Source organism: Streptomyces sp. NBC_00669, assembly GCF_036226785.1.
Taxonomy (GTDB): Bacteria; Actinomycetota; Actinomycetes; order Streptomycetales; family Streptomycetaceae; genus Actinacidiphila.
In genome coordinates this window covers 3,818,302-3,839,560 of record NZ_CP109018.1, presented here as the reverse complement: position 1 = coordinate 3,839,560, position 21,259 = coordinate 3,818,302, and the positions used below count along the sequence as shown (strand labels likewise).

At 72.7% G+C, this 21,259-nt stretch carries 19 protein-coding genes; 12 read left to right on the top strand and 7 right to left on the bottom strand.

The annotated features are described in order from the left end of the window. The first annotated feature begins 27 nt into the window (after positions 1 to 27). The 3 genes from OG896_RS15760 (at position 28) to OG896_RS15750 (ending at position 1,614) form a co-directional block, all read left to right on the top strand. Positions 28 to 552, top strand: a complete 525-nt coding sequence (locus tag OG896_RS15760; protein WP_329365989.1) for a GNAT family N-acetyltransferase — start codon at positions 28 to 30, stop codon at positions 550 to 552. A 71-nt stretch (positions 553 to 623) separates the two neighbouring features. Next, entirely contained in the window at positions 624 to 938 is a 315-nt protein-coding gene (locus OG896_RS15755; RefSeq protein WP_329365987.1) for a DUF4229 domain-containing protein, read from the top strand. A gap of 79 nt (positions 939 to 1,017) precedes the next feature. Further along, entirely contained in the window at positions 1,018 to 1,614 is a 597-nt protein-coding gene (locus OG896_RS15750; protein WP_329374037.1) for a TetR/AcrR family transcriptional regulator, read from the top strand. A gap of 228 nt (positions 1,615 to 1,842) precedes the next feature. Here OG896_RS15750 and OG896_RS15745 read toward each other — a convergent pair whose 3' ends face one another. Further along, positions 1,843 to 2,640 carry a MaoC/PaaZ C-terminal domain-containing protein gene (locus OG896_RS15745; protein ID WP_329365986.1) on the bottom strand — a complete coding sequence of 266 codons (798 nt, stop codon included), beginning with the start codon at positions 2,638 to 2,640 and terminating at the stop codon, positions 1,843 to 1,845. A gap of 1 nt (position 2,641) precedes the next feature. Beyond that, positions 2,642 to 3,958: a 3-oxoacyl-ACP reductase gene (locus OG896_RS15740; RefSeq protein WP_329365983.1), complete on the bottom strand. Its 1,317-nt coding sequence runs from the start codon at positions 3,956 to 3,958 to the stop codon at positions 2,642 to 2,644. Between the two features lie 88 nt (positions 3,959 to 4,046). Here OG896_RS15740 and OG896_RS15735 point away from each other — a divergent pair, with 88 nt between their 5' ends. Together OG896_RS15735 and OG896_RS15730 are read left to right on the top strand one after the other, a co-directional pair. Beyond that, complete coding sequence (locus OG896_RS15735; protein WP_329365982.1) at positions 4,047 to 5,360, top strand: acetyl-CoA C-acetyltransferase; 1,314 nt, start codon at positions 4,047 to 4,049, stop codon at positions 5,358 to 5,360. 195 nt (positions 5,361 to 5,555) lie between these two features. Further along, the gene (locus OG896_RS15730) at positions 5,556 to 7,439 is read left to right on the top strand and encodes an AMP-dependent synthetase/ligase (protein WP_329365980.1); all 1,884 of its coding nucleotides are present in this window, start codon (positions 5,556 to 5,558) and stop codon (positions 7,437 to 7,439) included. 141 nt (positions 7,440 to 7,580) lie between these two features. On the opposite strand, the gene OG896_RS15725 is transcribed toward OG896_RS15730, so the two are convergent. Beyond that, positions 7,581 to 7,784, bottom strand: coding sequence for a cold-shock protein (locus OG896_RS15725; protein ID WP_328467807.1), 204 nt, complete (start codon positions 7,782 to 7,784; stop codon positions 7,581 to 7,583). Between the two features lie 243 nt (positions 7,785 to 8,027). Here OG896_RS15725 and OG896_RS15720 point away from each other — a divergent pair, with 243 nt between their 5' ends. The 6 genes from OG896_RS15720 to OG896_RS15695 all read left to right on the top strand — a co-directional run bounded on the left by OG896_RS15720 (position 8,028) and on the right by OG896_RS15695 (position 15,963). Further along, entirely contained in the window at positions 8,028 to 8,888 is an 861-nt protein-coding gene (locus OG896_RS15720; RefSeq protein WP_329365977.1) for a menaquinone biosynthetic enzyme MqnA/MqnD family protein, read from the top strand. Positions 8,889 to 8,990: 102 nt separating this feature from the next. Further along, positions 8,991 to 10,196 (top strand): M23 family metallopeptidase, encoded by a 1,206-nt coding sequence (locus OG896_RS15715; RefSeq protein WP_329365976.1) that lies wholly within the window; start codon positions 8,991 to 8,993, stop codon positions 10,194 to 10,196. Positions 10,197 to 10,345: 149 nt separating this feature from the next. After that, positions 10,346 to 11,545: a cyclic dehypoxanthinyl futalosine synthase gene (mqnC, locus tag OG896_RS15710; protein ID WP_328467813.1), complete on the top strand. Its 1,200-nt coding sequence runs from the start codon at positions 10,346 to 10,348 to the stop codon at positions 11,543 to 11,545. A gap of 121 nt (positions 11,546 to 11,666) precedes the next feature. Further along, positions 11,667 to 12,359, top strand: coding sequence for a demethylmenaquinone methyltransferase (locus OG896_RS15705; RefSeq protein WP_329365973.1), 693 nt, complete (start codon positions 11,667 to 11,669; stop codon positions 12,357 to 12,359). A 131-nt stretch (positions 12,360 to 12,490) separates the two neighbouring features. Beyond that, positions 12,491 to 14,554, top strand: coding sequence for a zinc ribbon domain-containing protein (locus OG896_RS15700; protein ID WP_329365971.1), 2,064 nt, complete (start codon positions 12,491 to 12,493; stop codon positions 14,552 to 14,554). 122 nt (positions 14,555 to 14,676) lie between these two features. Continuing rightward, entirely contained in the window at positions 14,677 to 15,963 is a 1,287-nt protein-coding gene (locus tag OG896_RS15695) for a geranylgeranyl reductase family protein (protein ID WP_329365969.1), read from the top strand. A 55-nt stretch (positions 15,964 to 16,018) separates the two neighbouring features. Here OG896_RS15695 and tgmC read toward each other — a convergent pair whose 3' ends face one another. From tgmC to tgmA, 3 genes are read right to left on the bottom strand one after another with little or no spacing between them, the layout of a single operon-like run. Continuing rightward, a complete protein-coding gene (gene tgmC / locus OG896_RS15690; protein WP_329365967.1) occupies positions 16,019 to 17,161 on the bottom strand; it encodes an ATP-grasp peptide maturase system methyltransferase in 1,143 nt (380 codons plus the stop codon). Then, on the bottom strand, positions 17,158 to 18,123 hold the full coding sequence (tgmB, locus tag OG896_RS15685; protein ID WP_329365966.1) for an ATP-grasp ribosomal peptide maturase: 966 nt from the start codon (positions 18,121 to 18,123) through the stop codon (positions 17,158 to 17,160). The genes tgmC and tgmB overlap by 4 nt, the downstream gene beginning before the upstream one ends. Further along, entirely contained in the window at positions 18,123 to 18,392 is a 270-nt protein-coding gene (gene tgmA, locus OG896_RS15680) for a putative ATP-grasp-modified RiPP (protein ID WP_329365964.1), read from the bottom strand. Before tgmA ends, tgmB begins: the two co-directional genes overlap by 1 nt. 645 nt (positions 18,393 to 19,037) lie before the next feature. Here tgmA and OG896_RS15675 point away from each other — a divergent pair. Further along, positions 19,038 to 19,904: a hypothetical protein gene (locus OG896_RS15675; protein WP_329365962.1), complete on the top strand. Its 867-nt coding sequence runs from the start codon at positions 19,038 to 19,040 to the stop codon at positions 19,902 to 19,904. A gap of 203 nt (positions 19,905 to 20,107) precedes the next feature. Here the strand turns inward: OG896_RS15675 and OG896_RS15670 are convergent, their stop codons facing one another. Further along, positions 20,108 to 20,980 carry a C40 family peptidase gene (locus OG896_RS15670; protein WP_329365960.1) on the bottom strand — a complete coding sequence of 291 codons (873 nt, stop codon included), beginning with the start codon at positions 20,978 to 20,980 and terminating at the stop codon, positions 20,108 to 20,110. Positions 20,981 to 21,259: the final 279 nt, after the last annotated feature.

Here is a 21,259-nt window from a genome sequence, read left to right as displayed (position 1 = left end):
CACGCGGGTAATAGGTACTCTGCTGCTATGGCACTTACCTTCGTACTCGATCCGGTGATCGACGACGACCTGCGCGAGGGCGTACTCGCGCTGTGGGCGGACGTGAGCAACGCGGGCGGCGCGGTCGGCTTCGTGCCGCCGGTCACCCCCGGGGAGATCGCGCCGTCCCTGGCGGAGTCGCTCGCCGAGGTCGAGGCGGGGCGGCGCCGGCTGCTCGTCGGCCGCGACGAGGACGGCCGGGTCGCCGCGACCGCGTTCCTCACGTACAACTCCCACCGGCTGATGACCCACTGGATCTGGCTCTACACGGTGATGGTCCACCCGCGCCACCAGGGTGCGGGGTACGGCCGGACGCTGCTGGCCGAGGCCGAGCGGGCCGCGCGCGGGCTCGGCGGGGTCGAGGCGATCCGGCTGACCTGCCGCGGCGGCCTCGGCCTCGAACGCTTCTATGCCTCCTGCGGCTACAAGGAGGTGGGCCGGGTGCCCAACGCGATCCGGGTCGCCCCGGACGACGACCGCGACGACGTCTTCATGCTGCTGCCCCTGTCCTAGGAGCGCGGAGCGCGGAGCGGGGAGGCGGGGGTGGGCCGAGGGCCGGGATCGGGGCGTGCTTCACTGGACGCATGCTCCGATACACCGCAATGCGCTTCGGCCTCATCGTCGGCAGCTTCGTGGTCATCTGGGGCCTGGTCCGGCTGCACATCCTGCCGGCCGGGCTCGGGAACTCGAACTACCTGTGGGTCGCCCTGCTCGCGCTGATCGTCTCCGCGCCGCTGAGCTTCGTGCTGCTGCGCGGCGCCCGTGAGCAGGCCGCCGCCCAGGTCTCCAGCCGGGTCGAGCGCACCCGGCTCAACCTGGCCGCCGCCGCGGGCCAGGAGGACGAAGCCGACGACGAGGCCCGCGAGGTCACGCACGGCGGGAAGCCGCACGCCGCCTGACCGGCCGGTCCCCGCGACCGACCACTGAGCACGGGGGAGGGTGGCGCCGGTGGGGACCCAGGGCAAGCGCGCGCAGCGCGTGCCGAGGGCGGTCCGCGAGCGGCAGATGCTGGACGCGGCCGTGGCCGTCTTCGCCCGCCGCGGCTACCGCGCCACCTCCATGGACGAGATCGCCGTCGCGGCGGGCGTCAGCAAGCCGCTGGTCTACCTCTACCTCAACTCCAAGGACGAGCTGTTCACCGCGTGCGTACGGCGCGAGGCCCAGGCGCTCAGCGCGGCGGTGCGCGCGTCCGTCGAGACCGGTGCCGCCCCTGACCGCCAACTGTGGTCCGGGCTGCTCGGGTTCTTCCGGTACACCGCCGAACATCCCGACGGCTGGAGCCTTCTCTACGGCCAGGCCCGCAGCGGGGGCGCTCCCTCCGGCGACGAGGTCGCCGCGATGCGGGCGGAGCTCGTCGACTTCGTCACCGCGTTGATCGGTTCCGCCGCGCGCGGGGCGCCCTGCGGGCCGGCGCTGCCCGAACGCGAGGTGCGGGCGCTGGCGCTCGCGCTCGTCGGTGCGGCGGAGTCCCTTGCGGGGTCCTCGCCGGACGGGCTGGAGACGGCCGCGACGTTGATGAACTTCGCGTGGGCCGGGCTCGGCAACCTTCTTGAGGGGAGTCCTTGGGTGCCCTGAGGACCTGGGGTACCTGACTCCCGGGGGTGCCCCTGACCCTCCGGGGTGCCTCGTTCGCTGCGATACGGGACCTTGCGGTCCGCGGTGGCTTGTCGCGCAGTTCCCCGCGCCCCTGGATGGTGCACCTCTTCCGCGGCGGCCGGCCACGACAGGGGCGCGGGGAACTGCGCGGGCAACCCCCCACCGGCAGGTGGTCCCTGAACCGGCAGGCAGGGGCACCCCGGGGGGTCAGCTTGCCCCGGAAACGTGGAGACCCCGCCGTGAGCGCACCTCGAACCGTGGTCCGGAAGCCGCGAAGGTGACCGTGGAGGGCAGCGGCACCGGAGCGCGGAATTCCGCGCGCACCGTCTCGCTCAAGCCGAGCGCAGCGACACTGCGGGCGACGGTCCACATCCCGTGGGCGATCGCGCGGGGGAAGCCGAGCGGCCGGGCCGTCCAGGCGTGCAGGTGGATCGGGTTGTAGTCGCCGGAGACACGGGCGTGGCGGCGCCCGAGGTCGGCCGGCAGCCGCCACTCCTCGACCGCGGGCAGCTCGGCTTCGGGGGCGCGGTCGGCCCGCGGCTCCTGCGGGCGGCCGGTGGCGTGCCGGGCCAGATACGTACTGCGGTCGGTCCACACCGGCTCCCCGCCGAGCAGGGCCTCCGTGACGAACACCACTTCCGTGCCGCGCCGATGCGGCCGCAACTCCTCGGCGTGGACGGCGATCTCGGGCCGGTCCCGGCTGGTGAGGGGCCGCCGCGCGGCGATCTCGATCGAGGTGTGCACCAGGCCCATCAGCGGCAGCGGGAAGTCCCGCGCGGCCATGATGCGCGCGGCGAGCGGGAATCCGAGGATGTGCGGGTAGGTGAGCGGCACCCGGTCGGCCGCGGGGGAGTAGCCGCAGACCTCCGCGTACCGGGCCATCCGCGCCGGGTCGATCCGTACGTCCGGCTCGGTCAGCCGCCGGTGCGGCAGCGCGGCGCCGGCCGAGGGCTTCTTGCCGATGCCGGTCAGCGCGCCGCGCCCCAGGGTGAGCAGCAGCGCCATCTCACGCCCCCAGCAGGGACTGGCCGCAGACGCGGACGACCTGGCCGGTGACGCCGCCGGAGCCGGCCGCCGCGAACCAGGCCACGGTCTCGGCGACGTCCTGCGGCTGCCCGCCCTGGCCGAGCGAGTTCATCCGCCGCCCGGCCTCGCGGATGAACAGCGGTACGGCGGCGGTCATCCGCGTCTCGATGAAGCCGGGGGCGACCGCGTTGACGGTGATGCCGCGCTCGCGCACCTCGGGGGCGGCGGCCAGCGCGCGGACGAAGCCGATGATGCCGGCCTTGGAGGCGGCGTAGTTGGTCTGGCCGACGTTGCCCGCGATGCCGGCGATGGACGCGGTGCCGACGATCCGGCCGTGCGGGCGGACCACGCCGGCCTTCAGCAGGTGGTCGGTGACGCGCAGCACGCTGCCGAGGTTGACCTCGATCACCGCGTCCCAGCCCTCGGCGGCCATGTTGGCGAGCTTGCGGTCGCGGGTGATGCCGGCGTTGTGCACCAGCACGTCCAGGCCGCCGGGCACCGCGGCCGCGATCCGCTCGGCGGCGTCGGGCGCGGTGATGTCCACGGTCAGCGCGGTGCCGCCGATCCGGGCCGCGGTCTCGGCGAGCGCGTCGGCCGCCTGCGGTACGTCCAGGCAGATCACGTGGGCGCCGTCCCTGGCGAGCGTGGCCGCGACCGCCGCGCCGATGCCGCGGGCCGCCCCGGTGACCAGCGCCGTACGCTTGCCGCCCGTCCCCGCGGCCCCGTCCCGGGCGGAGGCCGCGCCGGTCGCCTCGGCATCTCCGGTGGTCGGCCCGCCCACCTCCGGGCCGACCTCGATCACCTGCCCGCTGACGTACGCCGACTTGGGCGAGAGCAGGAACTCCAGCGTGGAGTCGGCGGCGGCGCCGGGCGCGAGCCGGACCAGCTGTACGGTCCTGCCCCGGCCGATCTCCTTGCCGAGCGAGCGGACGAAGCCCTCCAACGCCTGCTGGGCGGCGGCCTGGTGGACGTCGGCGTGGCCCGGCCGGGCGCCGAGCACCACCACCCGGCCGCACGCGGCCAGCGAACGCACCAGCGGGTGAAGGCTGTCGCGGACCGCCCGCAGCCCGGCCGGTTCGGTGACGCCCGTCGCGTCCAGCACCACCGCGGCCGGCCTCGGGTCGCCCGGGGCGGCCGGCGGCGCCGGCTCGCCAGCGGTCAACCGCAGCACGGGGCCGTCGAGTTCGGGGGTCGCGGCCGACCAGCGCCGCAGCGCGGTCGGCTGCGGCAGCCCGAGGCGCCGGGTGAGGAAGCGGCCGGGAGCCGTACCGGTGAAGCCGAGATAGCGGTCGGCCATTGGCCTTCTCCTTACTCTGGAGTAAGTTTACCGCCGGTAAGGCTACTGGTGAGTTGTCGCTCCGGCCAAGAGCCCTCAGGAGTTCCGCATGCATACCGTTCGCCGCGTCGCCGTCATCGCCGGCCACCGCATCCCCTTCGCCCGCTCGGACGGCCCCTACGCCACCGCGTCCAACCAGGACATGCTCACGGCCGCGCTGAACGGCCTGGCCGAGCGCACCGGCCTGGCCGGCGGCGGCGCCCCCGCCGAAGGCCGCGCGACGGTGGGGGAGTTCGCGGCGGGGGCGGTGCTCAAGCACGCCCGCGACTTCAACCTCGCCCGGGAGACCGTGCTCGGCTCCGTCCTCGACCCGACCACCCCCGCCTACGACATCCAGCAGGCGTGCGGCACCGGTCTCCAGGCCGTCTTCGCGGTCGCCGCCAAGATCGCGCTCGGCGTGATCGACTCCGGCATCGCCGGCGGCGCCGACACCACCAGCGACGCGCCGCTCGGCGTCAACGACGAGCTGCGCCGCACCCTGCTCGCCGCCCGCCGCGCGAAGACCCTCGGTGGCCGCGCCCGCGCGCTGGCCGGGCTGCGCCCCCGCCACGTCGTGCCCGACATGCCGCGCAACGCCGAGCCGCGCACCGGCCTGTCGATGGGCGAGCACGCCGCCGTCACCGCCGCGCAGTGGGGCATCACGCGGGCCGCGCAGGACGAGTTGGCCGCCGCCAGCCACCGCAACCTCGCCGCCGCCTACGACCGCGGTTTCTTCGCGCCACTGGTCAGCCCCTACCGCGGCCTGGACCGCGACCAGAACCTGCGGCCCGACTCCACCCGGGAGAAGCTGGCCCGGCTCAAGCCCGTCTACGGCGGGCCCGGCGGCACCATGACCGCGGGCAACTCCACGCCGCTCACCGACGGCGCCGCGGTGGTCCTGCTCGGCTCCGAGGAGTGGGCCGCCGCACGCGGGCTGACCCCGCTGGCGTACCTGACCGCGTACGAGACGGCCGCGGTCGACTTCGTCTCCGACCGGCCCGACGCGGACGGGCTGCTCATGGCACCCGCCTACGCCGTGCCGCGGATGCTGGAGCGGGCCGGACTCGGCCTCGGCGACTTCGACTTCTACGAGATCCACGAGGCGTTCGCGTCCCAGGTGCTGGCGACGCTGGCGGCCTGGGAGGACAAGGCGTTCTGTGCGGATCGCCTGCGGCTGGCGGGGCCGCTCGGCACGATCGACCGGGCGCGGCTCAACGTGGCCGGGTCGTCGCTCGCCACCGGGCATCCCTTCGCCGCGACCGGGGCACGGATCGTGGGGACCCTGGCGCAGCTCCTCGCGGAGCGCGGGTCGCCCGGGCGCGGCCTCATCTCGATCTGCGCGGCGGGCGGACAGGGTGTCACCGCGGTGCTCGAACGTCCTTAGCGGGACCGCCCGGGGCGCCCCGTCCCGTGAGTGCCCGGACCTTTCGGTCCGTGGGTGGCTCGTCGCGCAGTTCTCCCCCTGGCCTCGCCGGGAGGTGCCCCCAGCGCCCCTGGGTATGTGCGGCCAGCTCCGCGGAAGGACGACGGCAACCCCCAAGGGGCGCAACTCACCCTCACCTCTTCTGGAGCCGCAACCATGTCGATCGAAGCAGGGCAACCGGTGCATCCGGCGCCGCAGTTGGTGACCGAGGAAGGCCGGACCGTGCAGGCGGCCGTACCCCCGTTGGTCGAGGCGCCGAGGAGCGGCAGCTTGGCGGACATCCCGTTCACCAACGCGGCCGAGGCTCCGCGGGACGTCGTGCTGAGCCGGGAGGGCGCGGACGGGACCTGGCGTGACGTGACCGCCGCGGAGTTCTGCGCGGAGGTCACCGCGGTCGCGAAGGGGCTGATCGCGGCCGGACTGCGGCCGGGCGAGCGGTTGGCGATCATGGCGCGGACCAGCTACGCGTGGACGTTGCTGGACTTCGCGGGGTGGGCCGCCGGGCTGGTGACCGTACCGATCTACCCGACCTCGTCCGCCTCGCAGATCGCGTGGATACTCGGCGACTCGGGCGCCGCGGCCTGCGCGGTGGAGAACGTGGAGCAGTCCCGGCTGGTGACCGGGCGCCGCTCCGACCTGCCGGAGCTGCGCCAGCTGTGGCAGCTGGACGCGGGCGCGATCGCGCAACTCAGCTCGGAGGGCAAGGAGTTGCCGGACGCGCTGGTCACCTCGCGGCGGCAGGGCCTGGCCCCGGCGAGCACGGCCACGCTGATCTACACCTCGGGCACCACCGGCCGCCCCAAGGGCTGCGTGCTCACCCACGGCAACTTCTTCGCCGAGGTCGACAACGCCACCGAGTTGCTGCACCCGGTCTTCAAGTCGGTGAGCGACGAGCCCGCCTCGACCCTGCTCTTCCTGCCGCTGTCGCACGTCTTCGGGCGGATGGTCGCGGTCGGCTGCCTGCGCGCCCGGGTCCGGCTCGGCCACGCGCCCAGCATCGCCACCGAGGACCTGCTCGCCGACCTGGCCGGCTTCCGGCCGACCTTCCTGCTGGCCATCCCGTATGTGCTGGAGAAGGTCTACAACACCGGCCGGGCGACCGCGGAGAAGATGGGCCGGGCGTCGTCGTTCGACCGTGCCGCCACGATCGCGCAGCGTTACGGCCGGGCGGTGGTCGCCCAGCGGACCGGCGCGGGACCCGGCCCCTCGCTGGGCCTGCGGATGGCGCACGCGCTGTACGACCCGCTGGTCTACCGCCGGATACGGGCCGCGCTCGGCGGCAAGGTCAAGTACGCGATCTGCGGCGGCTCCCCGCTGGGCGAGCGGCTCACCGCCTTCTACGCGGGCGCCGGGGTGATGGTCTTCGAGGGGTACGGCCTGACCGAGACCACCGCGGCCGCCACCGTCACCCCGCCGCTGGCGCCGCGGCTGGGCACCGTGGGGCAGCCGCTGCCCGGCACCGCGGTACGGATCGCCGACGACGGGGAGGTGCTGCTGCGCGGCGGGCAGGTCTTCACCGGCTACTGGAACGACCCGAGCGGGGTGCCGCAGGTGGACGGGTGGTTCCCGACCGGGGACATCGGCGAGCTGGACGGGGACGGGTATCTGCGGATCACCGGCCGGAAGAAGGAGATCCTGATCACCGCGGGCGGCAAGAACGTGGCGCCGGCGCCCCTGGAGGACCGGCTGCGGGCCCATCCGCTGGTCGGCCAGTGCATGGTGGTCGGCGACAACCGGCCGTTCGTGACCGCGCTGATCACGCTGGAGGCGGACGGCCTCACGCACTGGCGGCGGATGCGGCACAAGGAGGGGCTGCGGCCGGCGCAGCTCGTCACCGACCCGGACCTGCTCGCCGAACTGCAGAAGGCCGTGGACGACGCGAACTCCACGGTGTCCCGGGCCGAGTCGATCCGCGCCTTCCGGGTACTCCCGGTCGACTTCACCGAGGAGAGCGGCCACCTCACCCCGTCGATGAAACTCCGGAGGGCGGCTGTCGCCGCGGACTTCGCCGAGGACATCGAGGCGCTCTACCTCCGTTAGGGTGCCAATCGACGTCCGACCCTGAACGGTGTAGGAGAGAGGGCGGTAAAAGGAGGCAGGGGCCCCGCGCAATTGCGGGGCCCCTTGGTACTGCAGGTTCTGGGCGCGATCGCGCCGCTGTCCGTCCCGACTAGTGGAGAACTAGCTGGGGGTGACGTTCTCCGCCTGGGGGCCCTTCGGACCCTGGGTGACGTCGAAGGTCACCGGCTGGTTCTCCTCGAGGGAGCGGAAGCCGGTCGCGTTGATCGCGGAGTAGTGAACGAAGACATCCGGGCCGCCGCCGTCCTGGGCGATGAAGCCGAAGCCCTTTTCAGCGTTGAACCACTTCACGGTTCCGGTAGCCATAAAGCCCTCCTTGGGCCCAAAGGGTTGCCCTGCTCCAGAACCTGCAACAGCGAAGTCTGAAAACTACAAAAGCCTGCGGGTTACATGATCCGCAGGCTTTAGTACTGCAAGGAAACCAAACTGCAACTTGCGATGAGCCTAGCATGTGGGGTCCGGAGCGGGGAAGGGTTGCAAGATCCTTCTTACGGCTCGCCGGGGCACCCCCGCACAGCTCCGCGGTGACCCAGGAGTAGCGTCCGCCATATGGACACAACCGCGCGTGAAAGCGACAGCGACCGGGTCCGCCCCCGGGTCGGCCACATCCAGTTTCTGAACTGCACCCCGCTCTACTGGGGCCTGGCCAGGACGGGTGCGCTGCTGGACGTGGAGCTGACGAAGGACACCCCGGAGAAGCTCAGCGCCCAGCTCGTCGAGGGCGATCTGGACATCGGCCCGATCACCCTCATGGAGTACCTCAAGCACGCCGACCAGCTGGTGGCGCTGCCCGACATCGCGGTGGGCTGCGACGGCCCGGTGATGTCGTGCGTCATCGTCAGCCAGCTGCCGCTGGACCGGCTGGACGGCCAGCGGGTGGCGCTCGGCTCCACCAGCCGCACCTCCGTCCGCCTCGCCGAGCTGCTGCTCGCCGAGCGGTACGGCGTCACCCCGGACTACTACCGCTGCCCGCCGGACCTCTCGCTGATGATGCAGGAGGCCGAGGCCGCGGTGCTGATCGGCGACGCCGCCCTGCGCGCCTCCCTCCACGACGCGCCCCGGCTCGGCCTCACCGTCCACGACCTCGGGCAGATGTGGAAGGACTGGACCGGGCTGCCCTTCGTCTTCGCCGTCTGGGCGGTCCGGCGGGACTACCTCGCCGCGCACCCCGACGCCGTGCACGAGGTGCACCGCGCCTTCCTCGCCTCCCGCGACCTGTCCCTCCAGGAGGTCGACAAGGTCGCCGAGCAGGCGGCGCGCTGGGAGGCGTTCGACGAGGAGCTGCTGCGCAGCTACTTCACCACCCTGGACTTCTCGCTCGGCACCCCCCAGCAGACCGGCATCACCGAGTTCGCCCGCCGCGTCGGCTTCCCCCCGGGCGCCGGCGTGGAACTCCTCCCCCCGGCGTGAGCCCACTGCCCTGAGCCCACTGCCCTGAGCCCACCGCGCTGAGCCCACCGCCCTTGAGCCGAGCGGCCCACGTCGGAGCCCGCCGTCGGTACCGTGCGGTGGATGGGGAGACGACGGGGAGCCGCCGAAGCGCTGGACGCGTTCTTCCGGGCCGGCAGCGAGGCGGAGCGGTACGCCGCGGCGCCGCGGGTGGTCGAGGCCGTGGGGCAGCCGCGCCTGGCCGCGATCCTGGCCGGGACGCGGGAGCGGATCGGCCCGTTCGAGGGCGTCGAGGAACGACCGGACGGGCTGTTCGCACGGGGGCCGCGCGGCCGGGTGGCCGTGGCCGGCCAGGTCGACGACGAGGGTCGGCTGGCCGCGCTGTACGTGGCCGGGCGGCCCGCGGCCCGCTCGCCGTGGCGGGCGGCGCCGGCGCTGCGGGCCGCACGGGTGTGGTCGGCGCGCGTGGTCTGGCCGCTCGCGCTGGTGGCCGCCGGGGCGGCCCTGTGGACCGCCGGCTCGGCGGGGGAGTGGCTGGACCGGGCCGCGGTCGTGGGGTTCCTGCTGGTGATGGCGTTCGGCTTCAAGGCGCCCTCGGCCACCGACCTTCCCCGGTGGGCCCGTTGGGCGCTCGCCGCGCTGACGGTCGCCTCGGCGGCCTCGGTCGTGCGCCTGCCGGGCCGCCCGCGAGGCACGGTGAGCCTGTGGGGGGCCGTGGAATGGGTCCTGGTGGCGGCGCTGGCCGCAGTGGTCGCTTCGAGCCGACGGGCCAGGGCGGCCGAGACGGTGTCGAGCCCCCTGCGGCTGCCGCTCGACCCGGGGGTGTGGTGGGTGATGCAGGGAGGCGGGCGCTGGCTCAACCACCACCATGTCGTGCCGGAGCAGCGCTGGGCCGTCGATCTGGTCAAGCTCGGTCCTGACGGCACCCGGGCGCCCGGTCTGCGGGTCGACCGCGACGCGTCCACCTACGCGGCCTACGGGACCCCGTTGTACGCGCCGTGCGCCGGCACCGTGGTGCGGGCCGCCGACGGCTGGCCGGACCAGGCGCCGGGCCGGGTGGTGTTCGCGCCGCCGGCCGGCAACCACGTCGCGATCGACACCGGCCGCGAACACGTCCTCCTCGCGCATCTACGGCCGGGCACCGTACGGGTCCGGGTCGGCGACCGGGTGGCGGTCGGCGACCGGCTCGGCGAGGTCGGCAACTCCGGCAACTCCACCGAGCCGCACCTGCACCTCCAGGCGGACCGGGACGGCCGGAGCGTCCAGTTGCGGTTCGAAGGGGTGCGCGGCCGGCTCCGGCGGGGCCGGCGGATCAGCGTCCCCGGGTAGCGGCCCGCCGTCGTGGCGGTCGCCGTACCTCCGCCCGGGCGGCCCGGGGAGCCCACGGTGGGGCGGTCGGGCAGGGGGTCCGGGGTGGGGGAACGCGCTGGCGTAGGCTGGGCCGGTCCGGATTCGTATCCTCCGAAGGGCCTGCCACGGTGACTTCCTCGACCGAACTCGCAGCCGTCCTCGACCGCGCCGCCGCAGGGGGCAGGATCACCCCGGAGGAAGCGCTCGACGTCTACCGGTCCGCGCCGCTGCACGCGCTCGGGGCCGCCGCCGACGCGGTGCGCCGCCGCCGCTACGCGGGCACCGAGCACATCGCGACGTACATCATCGAGCGCAACATCAACTACACGAACGTGTGCGTCACCGCGTGCAAGTTCTGCGCGTTCTACGCGGCGCCGAAGGACACCGGCAAGGGGTGGAGCCGCGGGCTCGACGACATCCTGCGCCGCTGCGCCGAGACCGTCGAACTCGGCGGCACCCAGATCATGTTCCAGGGCGGCCACCACCCGGACTACGGCGTCGAGTACTACGAAGAGCACTTCGCCGCGATCAAGCGGGAGTTCCCGCAGCTGGTGATCCACTCGCTGGGCGCGTCCGAGATCGACCACATGGCGCGGGTCTCCGGGGTCAGCGCGGAGGAGGCGATCCGCCGTATCCACGCCGCCGGGCTCGACTCGTTCGCCGGCGCCGGCGCGGAACTCCTGCCGGAGCGGCCGCGGAAGGCGATCGCACCGCTGAAGGAGTCCGGCGAGCGGTGGCTGGAGATCATGGAGACCGCGCACGGGCTGGGCGTGGAGTCCACCACGACCATGCTCATGGGCACCGGTGAGACCAACGCGGAGCGGATCGAGCACCTGCGGATGATCCGCGACGTGCAGGACCGCACCGGCGGGTTCCGGGCGTTCATCCCGTACACCTACCAGCCGGAGAACAACCACCTGAAGGGCCAGACGCAGGCGACGCTCTTCGAGTACCTGCGGATGATCGCGATCGCGCGGCTCTTCCTCGACAACGTCGCCCACATCCAGGGGTCCTGGCTCACCACCGGCAAGGAGGTCGGCCAACTGTCGCTGCACTACGGCGCGGACGACCTCGGGTCGGTCATGCTGGAGGAGAACGTCGTCTCCTCGGCCGGGGCGAAGCACCGCTCCAACCGGATGGAGCTGATCCATCTGATCCGCGCGGCCGGGCGCGTGCCCGCGCAGCGCGCGACCACCTACGAGCACCTCGTCGTGCACGACGACCCGGCGAACGACCCGGTCGACGACCACGTCGTCTCCCACCTGTCCTCGACCGCGATCGAGGGCGGCACCGCACACCCCGAGTTGAAGATCCTCGAAGCCAGGTAGCAGCCGGGCGGTAGCCGGGTGGAAGCCGGGTGGTCGCTCCACGGGCCGGGCCGTACCACGTCCGGATGGGCCCGCGCCCCTGGAAGGCCGCCCTGCTCACCTTGGACGTAGGGTGGGGCGCGTGACACGGGCCTCCTTGGAGAAGCAGCCGCAGGACGTCGCCGCGATGTTCGACGGTGTGGCGGCGAAGTACGACCTGACGAACGACGTGCTGTCGCTCGGCCAGACCCGGCTGTGGCGCAGGGCGGTGGCGCAGGCGCTGGACGTACGGCCGGGCGAGCGGGTGCTCGACCTGGGCGCGGGCACGGCGACGTCGTCGCTGCCGTTCGTGGCGGCGGGCGCGCAGGTCGTCCCCTGTGACTTCTCGCTCGGCATGCTGCGGGAGGGCAAGAAGCGCCACCCGGAGCTGCCGCTGACCGCCGGCGACGCGACCCGACTGCCGTTCGCCGACGGGGTGTTCGACGCGGTCACCATCTCGTTCGCGTTGCGCAACGTGCACGACACCGACGCGGCGCTGCGCGAGATGCGGCGGGTGGCCAGGCCCGGCGGGCGGCTGGTGATCTGCGAGTTCAGCCACCCGACGTACCGGCCGCTGCGCACCGTCTACACCGAGTACCTGATGCGCGCGCTGCCCCCGGTGGCGACCAAGGTGAGCAGCAACCCGGACGCGTACGTGTACCTCGCCGAGTCGATCCGCGCCTGGCCCGACCAGCGGGCGCTGGCCGGGCGGTTGAAGGACGCGGGCTGGACGGGCGTGGCCTGGCGCAACCTGACCGGCGGGATCGTGGCGCTGCACCGCGGCGCGAACGGGTAGCTGTATCCGGCAAGCGGTATCCGGCCTCCACGGAAGAGGAATCCGCGGTTCCGGGTCGTCGTCGCCGGTGGGGGCCATATGCTGCGATGTCCGCGGGGGGACAGCAGCCCCGCCGTCTCCCGGAGTTGCCGATGCCGTTCTGCCCCGCGTGCGGGAACCAGGTCGCCGAGGCGGAAGGCGTCCGCTTCTGCCCGCGTTGCGGCCGTGACCTGACCGCGCCTTCCCTCCTCGCGCCGCCCCCGCCGACCGACGCTCCCGCGCCGCAGGCCACTCCGACCCAGGTCGGGGCGCTGCCTCCACCGCCTCCTCCTCCACCGCCGCCGCCGTACGGCGCGCCGACCGGGCAGACGGCGATACCGCCGGGCCCGCCCGGCTACGGGCCGGGCTACCCGCCGCCCGGACCGGTCGTGCCCTCGCCCGCCGCGGTGTTCGTGCGGAGGGTGTTCACCGGCCGCTGGGAGATGCCGCTGCTGGTCGCGCTCGGCCCGGCGCTGACCATCGTCGCGGCGGCCCTGGCGATCGCGGGTGTCGCGGGCACGGCGCTGCCCAGCGGCTCGGTCGGCATGGCCACCCGCACCCGGGCCGCCCTCGCCGCCCTCGTCCAGGGCCTCGGCGGCAACCTCAAGGCGAGCACGACCTACACCGACGACACCGGGTTCGACGACTCGGACGACGGTGACGGGTTCTCCGACGGTGGCAGCGACGGCAGCGACGGCGGTGACTTCTCCGACGGCGGCTCCGACGGTGACGAGTTCTCCGACGGCGGCAGCGACGGTTCGGATGGCTCCGACGGCTATGACGGCGGCAGCGACGGGTACGACGACGGCTCCGACGGGTACGACGACGGCAGCGACGGTTACGACAACGGCTCCGACGGTTCGGACGGCTCTGACGGTTCTGACGGCTCCGACGGCTCTGACGGGTACGACACCTTCGACTCCGGCAGCGACGTCGGCTACACCATGAGCGGCAGTGGCAGCGGCGGTCACGCGCACACGTACCACGCGTCGCTCACCGTCCTGCCCTGGACGGTCACCCTGCTGTGGGTCCTGGTGCTGGTGCTCGGCCTGCGGATGATGCGCAAGCGGCAACTCGCCACGGCCGCCGCCTCGGGCGCCGGCCCGGTCACGACCGCCGACAGCGCCGCGGCCGCCGTACGCGTCGCGCTGCTCGCCGCCGCCGCGGCGCTCGCCATCGGCTTCTTCGCCGAGCCGCACATCGCCCTGGCGCACTTCACCACCGCGCCGTTCCTGGCCATGCTGGGGACCTTCGTGCTCAGCCTGGTCACGGCGCTGATCGTGCTGTGCCGTCCGGCGCTGACGGCGTGGCTCGCCGCGCGGCCGGGTGCCGCGGCCACGTACCGGGTGGTCTCCACCACGGCGATCGCGCTGCTGGCCACCCTGCTCATCGCGGGCGCCGTGGTCTTCGTGATCGCGGCCGCGCACTACCACGACCTGACCGGCTGGGGAGTGGCCGCGGCCGGGCTGCTGCTGCTCAACCTCGGGGTCTCCGGGCTGGGTCTGAGCTGGGGGGCGCCGTTCCGGGTCGGCGCGGACTACGGCACCAGCAACGAGCACCACGTGTCCTTCGGCCTGGGCGACCTCGACCACGTGTGGGGCGGCTGGTCGGTGACCGGCACGGTCGCGGGCGGGCTCGGCTGCGCGCTGCTGATCGGGGTGCTCGCGGTCCGGCGGACCCGTGGCCGCCCCGAACAGTTCGCGGTGGCCGCGCTGTTCACCGGCCTGCTGGTGATCCTCGCCGCGGTCAGCGGCGCGCGCACCGGCGGGGACACGGCCCTGACCGGCGTGCTCGACCACGTCAGCGCGGGCACGAAGGTGCCCGAGATGCTGGGTCTCGGCCTGCTGTGGACGTTCGGCGGCGTGCTGGTCGCGCCGTACGTGTGGCGGGTCTTCGGCGGCCGGGTGCCGCCGGCGTACCCGGTCGGACCGGGCGCCCCCTCGCCGTACGGCCCGGTTCCCCAGAGCGGAGCGGCGTACGGCGGGACGTACGGGACGACCGGCGGGACGTACGGCGCGGTCCCCGGTGGCGCGGTGCCGCCCCAACCCGGCCCGCCCGCCGGGGCGTACGGCCCGCCGCAGCCCCCCGGCCCGCCCGCGCCGGCGGAGCCCGTCGTGCACGACCTGGGCGTGGTGGAACCGGACCGGCTGCGCAAGCCGCCGCCGGACCCGCACTGACCCGCCGCTCTCCCGAGAGCCGCCGCTCCACCCGGAGCGGCGGCCTCATACACTCGGCATGACGTCCTCGCATCCGACGTCGAACACCAGCAACAGCCCTTCGCCGAACCGGGAGAGTCCACGTGACCGACACCGCACTGTCCGAGCGCAGCGCCGATGTGATCGTCGTCGGCGCCGGGCCCGCCGGTTCGACGACCGCGTACTACCTGGCCAAGTCCGGTCTCGACGTGCTGCTGCTGGAGAAGACCGCCTTCCCGCGCGAGAAGGTCTGCGGCGACGGGCTGACCCCGCGCGCCACCAAGCAGCTGGTGTCGATGGGCATCGACGTCTCCGAGGAGGCGGGCTGGCTGCGCAACAAGGGCCTGCGGATCATCAGCGGCGGCATGCGGCTGGAGATGGACTGGCCGGAGCTGGCCGCCTACCCGGACTACGGACTGGTGCGCAGGCGCGAGGACTTCGACGAACTCCTCGCCCAGCAGGCCGTGAAGGCCGGCGCGCGGCTGTACGAGCGGTGCAACGTCGGAGCGCCGATCATCGACGAGCGCACCGGCCGGATCACCGGCGTCACCGCCAAGCTCGGCGAGGAGAAGACGCCGGCCGCCTTCCACGCGCCGCTGGTGGTCGCCGCCGACGGCAACTCCACCCGGCTGTCGCTGGCGATGGGCCTGCACCGCCGCGACGACCGCCCGATGGGTGTCGCGGTGCGGACGTACTTCACCTCGCCGCGGCACGAGGACGACTACCTGGAGTCCTGGCTGGAGCTGTGGGACCGGCGCGGCGCCGCCCCGCGCCAACTGCCGGGCTACGGCTGGATCTTCGGCCTCGGCGACGGCACCTCCAACGTGGGCCTCGGCATCCTCGACTCCTCGGCGGCCTTCCGCGAGCTGGACTGGCGCGAGGTGCTCAAGGCGTGGGTCGGCTCCATGCCGGAGGACTGGGGCTTCACCCCGGAGAACATGACCGGGCCGATCCGCGGCGCCGCGCTGCCGATGGCCTTCAACCGCCAGCCGCACTACACCCGCGGCCTGCTGCTGGTCGGCGACGCGGGCGGGCTGGTCAACCCGTTCAACGGCGAGGGCATCGCCTATGCGATGGAATCCGGGCAGATCGCCGCTGACGTGATCACCCAGGCGCACGCCCGCGCCACCGCCGGGCAGCGCGAACTCGCGCTCGCCGCCTACCCGCGCATCCTCAAGGACACCTACGGCGGCTACTACAACCTCGGCCGCGCCTTCGTGAAGCTGATCGGCAACCCGAAGGTCCTCCAGCTGTGCACCCAGCGCGGCCTGACCCACCCGATGCTGATGCGCTTCTGCCTCAAGCTCCTCGCCAACCTCACCGACCCCACCGGCGGCGACGCGATGGACCGCATCATCAACGGCCTCACCAAGATCACCCCGCGCGCCTGAACCGGCGCCCGGGCAACGCGGGGCCGGGCCCGTACGGCTCCGGGGCGACCGGCGGTCAGACGGGCAGGTCCCAGCCCGGACCGTCCTCGTCGCCGATCCAGACGCGCTGCCCGGTCGGGGAGACGGTGAGGCCGAAGCCCTCCTGGTGCGGTGCGCCGGCCTCCTGCCAGCGCTGAACGGCCGCTTCGACCCGGTCCCACAGCCGTACGGGCCCGCGCTGTACGACCGTCCAGCCGCCGTCCGGTCCGGGCGTGGTCCGGGCCTGTGAACCGGTGGAAACGTCCCACAGGACCTGTTCGGCTCCCGCTCCCAGCCGCTCTGCCGCGGGCGCGGCGAGCTGGGCGACCCAACCGCCGGTCCAGGTGGTGATGACCGCGGGATCGATGGTGCTCGGACGCTCGTCGCCGGGCAGCAGGGCAAGCGCGGGGCGGGGCGGCCGGTCGTGCGGGCGGGCGATCATGAAGCTGGTGTACCCGGGCAGGAACCTGCCCGTGGCGGTGCCGGGTCCGGTCACCGTGAGGAGCACCAGCCCGGACGCGTAGCCCCAACCGGACAGCGTGACCAGGATCTTCCCGCCCGGTTTCACCTGGTGCAGCCAGGCCAGGGGGATGTAGCGGACGGAGCAGGTGGCGATCAGGCGGTCGTACGCGCCGCCCTCCGGATCTCCGCGCAGGCCGTCCCCGACGATCAGCCTCGGTGCGTACCCGGCTGCGCCGAGTGCTGCGGAGGCTGCCTGCGCGACCACCGGGTCGTACTCGATGCTGGTGAGCGCGGCGCTCCCGAGGCGGTGCGCCCCGATGGCGGTCGAGTACCCGGTCCCGGTCCCGACCTCCAACACCCGCTGCCTCGCCTCGACATCGAGCTGGTGCCACATGCGCAGCACCAGCGAAGGAAGGGTGGACGACGAGGAAGGGGAGCCGGTGACGGTCCCTTCGGTCACATCGCCGGGCCGGATGCGGCCGTCCAGTTGCGTGATCAGCGTCCGGTCGCCGTAGACGCCCTCCAGCCAGCCGTCGTCACCTTGGTGCACGGGTCGGTAGCGGGTCGGGAAGCTGTCCGGGACCTCTTCGAAGTAGGACGGTGTGAACAACTCCCGGGGAACCGTCTCGACGGCGCCACGCCACGCGGGGTCCGTCAGCGTGCCGTCCTCGGCGAGCATGTCCGCCAGCGCGGCGCGCAGTTGAGCCAGTGTGCTCACAGGTCGGAGTCCTTCTGTAGTTCGTCGCAGATGGCGTGCGCGATGGCGTCGGTGGTTTCGGCCGGCTGCCAGGCCCACTGCCCGTTGGGGTTGCACTCCAGGAAGTACCACCGGCCGTCAGCGGTCACGGCGAAGTCGAACGCGCCGTAGGTCAGGCCGAATTCGCCGAGGTAGGAAGCGATGGAGTCTGCGACCGCCTCCGGCACCGCGATCGGTCCGCACCGCATGAGGTCCTGCCGGTGACGCCAGTCGACGTCCGGGCTGTCGATCCGGGTACCGAACAACCGATCGCTGACGGCGGTCACCCGCACGTCGAACTCCTTGTCGACCGTGGCCTGGAACAGGTGCGGGCAGACGGCAACGGCACTCGTGATCTCGTCCTCGTTCACCTCGCGCACCCAGACACTGCGCGGCTGACCGTCCACCCGGTACGGCATGCTCCACAGAGGTTTGTACACGACTGTGCCGGCTTGGCGCGCCATGAAGTCTTGGACCTCGTGTTCGTCCGTGGTGATGAGGGTGTCGGGCACCAGGAACCCGTTTCTCTGCGCGGCGGCGAGTTGGGCGGCCTTGTGCTCGGCCGCACGGTTGCGCCACGGGTGGTTGACGTAGTGCGCTCCCGGGAGCGAGGCGAGGATGCCTCCGGTTCCCCACGTATGCTGCGCCGCAGCGAACCTGCGGTCTTGTTCGTCCAGCCCGGGAGGGCCCCCGTAGGGCGAGGGCCTGCGGACCCAGACGGACCGTACGTGTGCGAGATCGAGTTGCCGGCTCGGGGTGCGCAGGAGGCCTCCTTGTTCGCCCGTGCCGTATCCGGCGGACAGCGAAGCACCCGCGTACAGGTCGATGCCGGGGTCGAGGCGGACCACGGGAACTCGTCGTGCGGCGAGTATCCGCAGCACGACATCCGACGTCACGTCTCGGCTGTTGGTCAGCACCAGCACCGACCCGGGTCGGTCGTCCATCAGTCGGACTGGTCCTGGTCGTAGGACTCGGTGACGTCCGAGTCCGTCGGGCCACTCGGCCCCGCGCCATCGCCGGGCGTCGTACTGGTAGGTGTGACACCGCTCGTACTGGTGCCGTGGTCTCCCAACTCGACCGTGCGGCCCTCCTCGTCCACGATCATGGCGATCTGGGTCTCGGGATCGATCAAGGGTGTGAATGCCGGGACTGCGGCGGCGGTCGCGTACAGCTCCATCCTGCCCACCCCCCACGGTGCGGTCTTCTGCGTCATCTGTGCTGGGCCCCTCTCGTGTCGATACCCGAACTGGCATCAGATCGGACATCTTCGTTTCCTCTATGCAACCGAATGATCACGCAGAGCGGTATGGTGATGGTGCGAGTTCGTTGTCAAGAGCGTTAAGCGCGACCGGCGAGTGGGGGCGGCGTGGGGGACCGGCAGCCGAACCAGGGGCTGGCACGGCTATACCAGGAGAGCGGTTGGACGCTGCGGCAGTTCGCCCAGGCGGTCAACAGGATCGGCACGGAGCGTGGGACGCCCACCCGGTACCAGGCCGCATCAGCTCATCAGTGGCTCAATGGGCACGTTCCGAGGGAGAGTTCACACGCGCTTGTGCTGGAAGCGTTCGCACGCCGTCTTGGGCGGGCGGTTACCTGCGCGGAAGCGGGCCTGCCCCTCTCCGCGGCTGAAACGTCCGCGTTCGCCGGGGAGGCGGGTTGGTCCGGGGATACGGTGGTGGGACTCGTCACGATGGGGAGAGCCGATATGGACCCGTCCAGGCGCAATTTCCTCTCAACTGCTCTCTATGCCGCCGCGTTGCCGGTTCCGCTGTACGCCGAGGTGGTCGGTCGGACCGAGTACGGCGCGGGAGGGCACACGACTCGTATCGGTGCGGGCGACGTCACCACCGTACGGACGATGACCGAACGCATCGCGGACATTCTCGACGAACTGGGGGGAGGCCACGCCCGCCCCATGGCCGCCGCCTTCCTCGTCAACACGGTGGCACCGTACCTACGGGCCGACGCGTCGGACGCCACCCGGAAGAGCATGCTCGCCGCCGCGTCGGACCTCGTGTACCTCACCGGGTGGATGGCCATGTACGAAAAAGCGCACGGTCTCGGTCAGCGCTACTACCTGCAGGCACTTCGGCTGGCCGGGGAGGCCGAGGACCACGTGACGTACTGCCGCACGCTGCGTGGCATGGCCCTGCAGGCGGCTGATCTCAGGCATGCGAAGCGAGCGCAGGAACTCGCCGACTCCGCAGCCGAGGCGGGGCCCAAGGCGGGCCCGCGACTGCGGGCGTTCCTCACCGGACAGCAGGCGCAGGGGGCCGCACTCGTCGGCGACAAGCGCCGGGCCTTCTCCCATCTCGCCGAGACGGCGGACGCCCTTTCGCAGGCCGACAACCGGCGCGACTTCGTCGGCGGTTACGACCAGGCCGCGTACCACTTCCACGTGTCCAGCGTGCTCTACGCCTTGGGCGACGTGCGGGGATCGGTCACGGCCATGCAGGAGTCCAACCGGGCGCGGCCCCCGATGGAGAAGCAGGGCAGGGCCCACGCGAACGGACTGCTCGCCCAGCGGCAACTCGAGGTCGGGCAGTTGGAAGCCTCCTGCGCCACCTGGGACGACTTCCTCGACGACTACGCGCACTTGTCCTCTGCACGCGCCGACGAGCACTTCGGTGTCCTAAGGAGACGCCTGCGTCCGTACCTGAAGAGCTCCCGGGTGCGCGAGGTGTACGACCGGGCCGCGGACGTGGCGCGTCACAAGGCCGCGTAGAACCCTGGCCGGTCTCGGACCCGAAGGGCCCGACGGACCGCGCGTACGGCCGTACGCCCGTACGAAGGTGCGGGGAGCCGCTCAAGCTCCCTCTGGACGGTCCCCCGCACCCGCGTTCGCTTCGGGACCCGCTGGACCTACTCGCTCCGACCGGTCTGCCCGGCGGGCAGGCCGACCCGGTTGCCCGCCTTACGCAGCGGCACTCAGAGGACGTTGACCGCCCAGTCGGGCATGTAGTCCGCGAGCTGGTGGATGGCGACCGGGGTGGACGGGTTGGCCGCGTCCAGGTACTGGCCGTTACCGATGAAGACGCCCACGTGGTAGGCGCTGCCCTCGCCGCCCCAGAAGATGAGGTCGCCGGGCTGGAGGGCGGAGATCGAGACGGGCGTGCCGACGGTCGACTGGTCCTGCGAGGTCCGCGGGATGTCGACGCCGATGGAGGCGAACGCCGCCTGGGTCAGGCCCGAGCAGTCGTACGAGCCGGGGCCGGTGGCGCCGTACACGTAGGGCTTGCCGAGCTGGGACTTCAGGAACGCGATGAGCTGGTCGACCTTGCTGGACGAGGCCGCGGTGACGGTCGCGGTCGGCGTCGCGGTGACCGAACCCTGTCCGGACGAGCCGAGCGTGGTCCTGGTGGTGGAGCGCGAGGCGGCCTGGCCGGCCCGCGCCTTGGCGGCCTTGGCCGCCTTCGCGGCGGACTCGGCCTTCCTGAGTGCGGCCTTGTGCGCCTTGGCCGCGGTCTTCGCGGCGTCGGTGGCGGCCTTCTCCTGGTCGGCGGAGAGGGCGGCGGACAGCGCCTCCCGCTCCAGCGCCGCGACGGCCTGCTGAGCGGAGGCAGCCGTGGAGAGCGTCGCCGCCCGGACGTTGAGGTCGCGCGCGGACTGCGCGTCCCGCGTGGCCTGCGCCGAGGCGGCCGTGGTGGTGGTGTGCGTGGTCTCGGCCATGGCCGGAGCGGCCGCGCCGCACAGGGCGAACGCGCTGACGACGCCGCCGACGAGTCCGGCCCTGCGGACCCACTTCGGGTCACGGGGCGCCGCGTGCCGTCGGCGGCCGGTATGGGTATGCGTGTCGGACACCTGTGTCCGGGATGTGTTCGGGGACATGGGTCCCTGGCTATCAGGAACGAATGGTTCCGTTCAATAAAGGTGGGATGCGCCACAGTTGACGTGCTCACGGCTCAATTGCCCGTTTCGCGATCTTGCTTGACGGGTGCTTTGATCCGTTTTCGCTCCTCCGGTGACGTATGCGCTCGTGCACACTTTCACGCGCGTCATTCCCGGGTTCCGCGGCTCACCCGGGCGGGTTCGGCGGCGCTATCACGGCGATTCGTCCATCGCCAATTTGCCTGCTGCGGA